This is a genomic window from Methyloceanibacter sp., from assembly GCF_049590335.1.
Classification (GTDB): Bacteria; Pseudomonadota; Alphaproteobacteria; order Rhizobiales; family Methyloligellaceae; genus Methyloceanibacter.
Window position 1 is genome coordinate 1 of sequence record NZ_JBAWCQ010000080.1, and the last position, 6,028, is coordinate 6,028.

The 6,028-nt window shown below is 61.1% G+C and carries 5 protein-coding genes; 4 read left to right on the top strand and 1 reads right to left on the bottom strand.

The annotated features are described in order from the left end of the window. The 4 genes from WBQ77_RS06180 to gltA form a co-directional block, all read left to right on the top strand. A partial coding sequence (locus WBQ77_RS06180) for a molybdopterin molybdotransferase MoeA (protein WP_424059400.1) occupies positions 1-846 on the top strand: 846 nt, incomplete at its 5' end. A 205-nt stretch (positions 847-1,051) separates the two neighbouring features. Further along, on the top strand, positions 1,052-1,750 hold the full coding sequence (lexA, locus tag WBQ77_RS06185) for a transcriptional repressor LexA (protein ID WP_424044759.1): 699 nt from the start codon (positions 1,052-1,054) through the stop codon (positions 1,748-1,750). A gap of 257 nt (positions 1,751-2,007) precedes the next feature. Next, positions 2,008-3,444: a glutamate--tRNA ligase gene (gene gltX, locus WBQ77_RS06190; protein WP_424059402.1), complete on the top strand. Its 1,437-nt coding sequence runs from the start codon at positions 2,008-2,010 to the stop codon at positions 3,442-3,444. Positions 3,445-3,598: 154 nt separating this feature from the next. Continuing rightward, positions 3,599-4,915, top strand: coding sequence for a citrate synthase (gene gltA, locus WBQ77_RS06195; RefSeq protein ID WP_424044756.1), 1,317 nt, complete (start codon positions 3,599-3,601; stop codon positions 4,913-4,915). Between the two features lie 33 nt (positions 4,916-4,948). On the opposite strand, the gene WBQ77_RS06200 is transcribed toward gltA, so the two are convergent. Then, positions 4,949-5,887, bottom strand: a complete 939-nt coding sequence (locus WBQ77_RS06200; RefSeq protein ID WP_424059404.1) for an LpxI family protein — start codon at positions 5,885-5,887, stop codon at positions 4,949-4,951. Positions 5,888-6,028 lie beyond the last annotated feature (141 nt).

The window sequence follows — 6,028 nt, forward strand, 5'->3', positions numbered from 1 at the left end:
AGCGTCTTGGTCAATGCCGCCGCGCAGGGGCAGCATATCCGGCCGCGCGGTCAGGACTTCATGGAAGGCGATGTCCTATTGCGGCGGGGGACCCGGTTCGGCGCGCGGACAGTGATGCTTGCCGCGGCGATGAATTGCGCGGAACTACCGGTGCGCAGGAAGCCGCGGGTCGCCATTCTGTCGACAGGCGACGAGATCGTGCCCCCGGGGAGCGTGCTCGGCGCGGATGAGATCGTAGCGTCCGTCAGCTATGGCCTCGGTGCTTTCGTGGATGCCGAGGGGGGCGAGCCCGTCTCCATAGGGATCGCGCGCGATGACGAGCGCGACCTAGCAGACGCCATCGCGCGGGCAGCCGATGCCGATGTTCTTGTTACGATCGGCGGCGCATCGGTCGGCGAACGCGACCTCGTCATGGGCGCGCTTGCCCGAGCTGGGCTGCAACTCAGTTTCGCCAAGGTGGCCATGCGGCCCGGTAAGCCTGTTTTTGCCGGAATGCTCGGCTCGACGCGTGTCCTTGGCCTTCCGGGAAACCCCGTCTCGGCGTTCATCTGTTCCGTGGTATTCTTGCTTCCCCTGCTCCGCCGGCTGCTTGGTATGAACGCCGCCGTTGTCCCGCAGCCGGCAATCCTTTCTTCTGCGCTGCCGGAGAACGGGCCGCGCCAGAACTATCAGCGCGCGTCATCGACCTTCGCCGACGATGGAACGCGCCATGTTCGTGTCCTGTCCTCCCAGGATTCGTCGCTGATGGCGGCCTTGGCGCATGCGGACTGCCTAATCGTCCAGCCACGCCGCGCCCCAGCTCTTCCAGCCGGAGCAAAAATTCTCGTTCTGCCGCTAGCGGGCTAGTTAACGGCTCGGCAACCCGAATCGGCCGAACAAAAGGCGTCCAAAAAAGCCGTCCTACCCTGCAACTATGCGGTTCTGCTTGCGGAACACAAACAGAACATCTATACTGTTCACGATTTGTACAATACGAAGATAAGCCCTGGCCGGAATTTGCTTAGGCCCGGTTGGTTATTGTTTAGTTCGAGCCGCACAAGAAGGGGGCCAAATGCTCACACCGAAGCAAAAAGAGCTTCTCATGTTCATTCATGAGCGGTTGAAAGAGTCAGGCGTTCCGCCTTCGTTCGATGAGATGAAGGAGGCCCTGGATCTCCGGTCGAAGTCGGGCATTCATCGTCTCATCACGGCCCTGGAGGAGCGCGGCTTCGTGCGCCGCCTGCCCCATCGGGCCAGGGCTATGGAGATCATCAAACTTCCCGAATCTGTTCCACAAAGTGTCGCGGCGCGTGGGCGCGGGTTTTCTCCGAGTGTTATCGAGGGCAGTCTGGGACGGACGTCGGCACCGGCTCCGTCTGCCGATGGGCAGACCATTGCCCTGCCTATCATGGGCCGGATCGCCGCCGGCGTTCCCGCCGAAGCCATTCAGACCAAGCTGGATACGATCGACGTGCCACCCGAGCTTCTGGCCAAGGGTGAGCATTACGCGCTTGAGGTGAAGGGTGATTCGATGATCGATGCCGGGATTTTGGAAGGGGACACGATCATTGTCCGCAAGTGTGAGGATGCCAGCAATGGCGACATTATCGTGGCCCTTGTGGACGAAGAAGAGGCCACGCTGAAGCGCTTACGGCGCCGGGGCGCTTCCATTGCGTTGGAGGCGGCCAACCCAGCCTATGAGACGCGGATTTTCGGACCCGACAGGGTTCGGGTCCAGGGGCGCCTGGTCGGCCTCATTCGCCGCTACTGAGCCCCTTTCCCGTCTTGTCGGTCTCTGCCGTTGCCGGTCTCGTCGCTACTTGCGTCTTGGCGGCTAGAACTTGAGCCTTGTTGCGGCGTGGGCCCGGTACCGCGATTGGAGGCCAATCGCCGCTTATTCCGTCTTCGCCCTTACCCGCCATGGCTCCCCCGCCCTGCCCTTAACCGTGTCGCGGCCTTATGCTACATACACCCCCGAACGTTTTCCTGCTTCATCTCAACATACCCTTCCGGTTCAAGACCTAACCGATGACCGAGACCGTTATCACGCGATTTGCCCCGTCTCCGACGGGCTTCCTTCACATTGGCGGCGCGCGTACCGCCTTATTCAACTGGCTGTTCGCCAAGGCCCATGGTGGCAAGATGCTGCTGCGGATCGAGGACACCGATCGGGCGCGATCCTCGGATGCGGCGATCGAGGCCATTCTGGACGGGCTGGGCTGGCTGGAGCTCGATTGGGACGGCGAGCCTGTCTATCAATATGCCCGCGCGGACCGCCACCGGGAGGTGGCGGATCAGCTTCTGGCTGAGGGCAATGCTTATCGTTGCTACGCGAGCCCGGAAGAGCTTCAGGCCATGCGCAAGAAGGCCCGCGCCGAGGGTGGGCCCCCGGGCTACGACGGTACTTGGCGCGACAAGGACCCGGCCCTGGCTCCGGCCGGGATCGCGCCTGCAATCCGCTTCAAAGCCCCCCGCGGGGGCGAGACCATCATCGAGGACGAAGTTCAGGGACGCGTCACCTTCGCCAACAAGGATCTGGACGATTTCGTTCTTCTGCGGAGTGATGGTTCTCCGACCTATATGCTTTCTGTGGTGGTGGACGATCATGACATGGGCATCACGCATGTGGTTCGCGGTGACGACCATCTGACCAATGCGGCGCGGCAGAAGCAGCTCTTTCGTGCGCTCGGCTGGGACACGCCCAGCTACGCCCATGTCCCGCTGATTCACGGGCCCGACGGCGCGAAGCTGTCGAAACGTCACGGGGCCCTCGGCGTCGAGGCCTACCGGGAGATGGGCTATTTGCCCGTCGCCTTGCGGAACTATTTGGTACGGCTGGGCTGGAGTCACGGAGACGCGGAGGTCATCTCCACCGAGGAGATGATCGACTGGTTCAATCTCGAGGCCATCGGCCGCTCGGCCGCTCGATTCGATTTAACGAAACTCGAGAGCCTCAACGGCCATTACCTACGCACCCTGCCAGATGCGGAGATCGTGAGTCATTTGAAGGCGCTCCTGCCCTATCTTAGCAATGCGGATGACATTCTCGCGCACATCGGCAACGACGGCTGGGCCAAGCTTGAGCGCGCCATGCCAGGCTTGAAGGAGCGCGCGAAAACGCTGGTCGATCTCTTAGAGGGTGCCGAATATCTGTTTGTCGAGCGCCCCCTGACGCCTGACGAAAAAGCCACCAAGCTCCTCGGTGGCGGTGGCCGGGAGACGCTGGCCGCGCTGCTGCCGGACTTGGTCTCCGTGGAGCCTTGGTCGGCCTCGGGGTTGGAGGCATGTGTGCGCAGCTTCGCCGACCGGACCGGCCGGAAGCTTGGTAAGGTCGCACAGCCGCTTCGCGCGGCGATGACGGGGCGCTCGACATCTCCGGGTATCTTTGATGTGCTTGAGGTTCTGGGGCGTGAAGAGGCGCTGGGCCGGATTGCCGATCAAACGGGTCGCCCTGAAAATGCGTAATATTTAAGCAGCATGTTATGTTGCGCTGCGATGAATTCAACGCGAAAATGCGGCAATGCAAAATGAGTGCGGCTGACATGCGGCGTTATAGACAGTTTGGTAGGTCGATTGAGCGTTGTGTCCGCTGTCCCGGCAATGTCCAGGAGGTTTTGAGATGAGTATCGCAGAAGAGCTTGGCTCGAACGATGTGGACGAAGCGACTGTTACGCTCCGCGGCAGCGAGCATAATATGCCCGTGCGCTCCGGCACGATCGGACCGGATGTCATCGACATCACGTCGCTCTACGGCCGCACGGGATGCTTCACCTATGATCCCGGATTTACGTCGACCGCAAGCTGCGAATCCAAGATCACCTATATCGATGGCGACGAAGGAATCTTGCTCTACCGGGGCTACCCGATCGACGAACTCGCAGAGAATACAACCTTTTTAGAGACCGCCTATCTGCTGCTCAATGGCGAGTTGCCCACCAAGGAGCAGTACGATGCGTTCACGCTCCGCATCACGCGCCACACGATGCTGCATGAGCAGATGAACCGGTTCTTCTCCGGCTTCCGCCGTGACGCGCACCCAATGGCGATCATGGTGGGTGTCGTTGGCGCGCTGTCGGCCTTCTACCACGACTCCATCGACATCCGGGATCCGTGGCAGCGCGAAATGGCCAGCATCCGCATGATTGCCAAGATGCCGACCATCGCGGCTATGGCCTACAAATATTCCAGCGGCCAGCCGTTCGTGTACCCGAAAAACGATCTCGACTACTCGGCCAACTTCATGCGCATGTGCTTCGCGGTGCCGTGCGAGGAATATCAGGTCGATCCGGTTCTAACCCGGGCCATGCGCCGCATTTTCATCCTGCATGCCGATCACGAGCAGAACGCCTCCACATCGACAGTGCGGCTCGCAGGCTCGTCGGGCGCAAATCCATTTGCTTGTATCTCCGCCGGTATTGCGTGTCTGTGGGGCCCGGCGCATGGCGGCGCCAACGAAGCGGCACTCATGATGCTGCAGGAAATCGGCTCGGTCGATCGCATCCCCGAATATGTGCGGCGGGCGAAGGACAAGGACGATCCGTTCCGGCTGATGGGCTTTGGGCACCGCGTCTACAAGAATTATGATCCGCGGGCCAAGATCATGCAGAAGACCTGTCACGAGGTGCTTGCCGCGGTCGGCCTGAAGGACGACCCGATCCTGAAAGTGGCGATGGAGCTTGAGAAGATCGCCCTGTCGGACGAGTACTTCGTGGAGAAGAAGCTCTATCCGAACATCGACTTCTATTCCGGTATCACGTTGAAGGCGCTCGGCTTTCCAACTGATATGTTCACGGTGTTGTTTGCACTTGCACGCACGGTCGGTTGGATCGCGCAGTGGAAAGAGATGATCGAGGATCCGTCCCAGCGTATCGGGCGTCCGCGTCAGCTCTACACGGGCGCCACGGAGCGTTCGTTCGTGCCGATGAGCGATCGCTAACAGGAGCGATCGCTCAGCAGCGGTCGCGTGACCCTACGCGTCCAGCTTATTCCCAGTTTCTCCCGCGTTCCCAGGCTCTTGCTCAGCCCAAGGTGTCCCATAGAGAAAGAGCTTCCGTTCGTTAGCGGTATCGATCGTGCGTTTGCATTCGGCGATCAACACGTGCTGCGCGGCGACGGCAATGCCTGATAGCCCCGCCTCCGCGGCCCTGATGATCGTCTCCGGTCCGATGGTGGGCATATCCACCCGCTCCTCTTGGCCGGGCTTCGGCGCCTTTACAAGCACGCCTGAAGCGGTCCCGTGGCTACGGCCCCGCCGCTTGAGTTCCGCGCAGCGGTCGAGCATCGCGTCAGTGCCTTCGGCCGCCTCCACCGCCAGGACGTGGCCGCTGGCGACCATGGCAGCCTGGCCGATGTCGAGCTGGCCAAGGGCGCGAACGACCTTGAATGCGAGCGCCATGTCCGTCTCGTCGTCCGCCGACGGTGCGCGCTGCGTCAGAGTCCCTTCGGGTATCAGAAGTTCCGGCAGGACATCGCCGGCGCCATGCACCCGGTATCCCCTCTGCTCGAAGAAGCGCACAACCCGAGACAGGACATGGTCGTCTCCGCCCTTGCGCAGGCTTAAGAGAAACGGCAACGCCTTGAAGGCCCCGACGTCGACCCGGATATTCTTGAAATCCGGCCGGCTCACGCCGCCGATGATGACGAGGTCTTTGCAGCCATTTTTCTCCAAGGCACCGAAAATTTTTCCGATCTCACCCCATCTGATCCAAGTATGGGGAAAGCGTTCGATTTCGTCGTTGGCCTCTCCTCGGATGCCGATGATATGGACGGGGACGTTGCCTGCGGCGGCCGCATCCGCGATGAACACAGGCAAGGAGCCACGCCCGGCAATGATGCCGAGCGGTCCCATCACCTTTGCGGTTCTGAGCGCGTCGAACGGCTTACTATCAGCGGGTTGGCGTTGCGACATTGTTCGGGACGCAAAAGGATCGATCTGAATCGCTCTTGATGAAGTCGATGATCTGCCGTGCGAGTTCGTTGCTCGAGAACATGGCCTCTACGTCCTCCAGTCGTTCCTTGAGCGTGCCTTCGCTCGAGAACAGCATGCGGT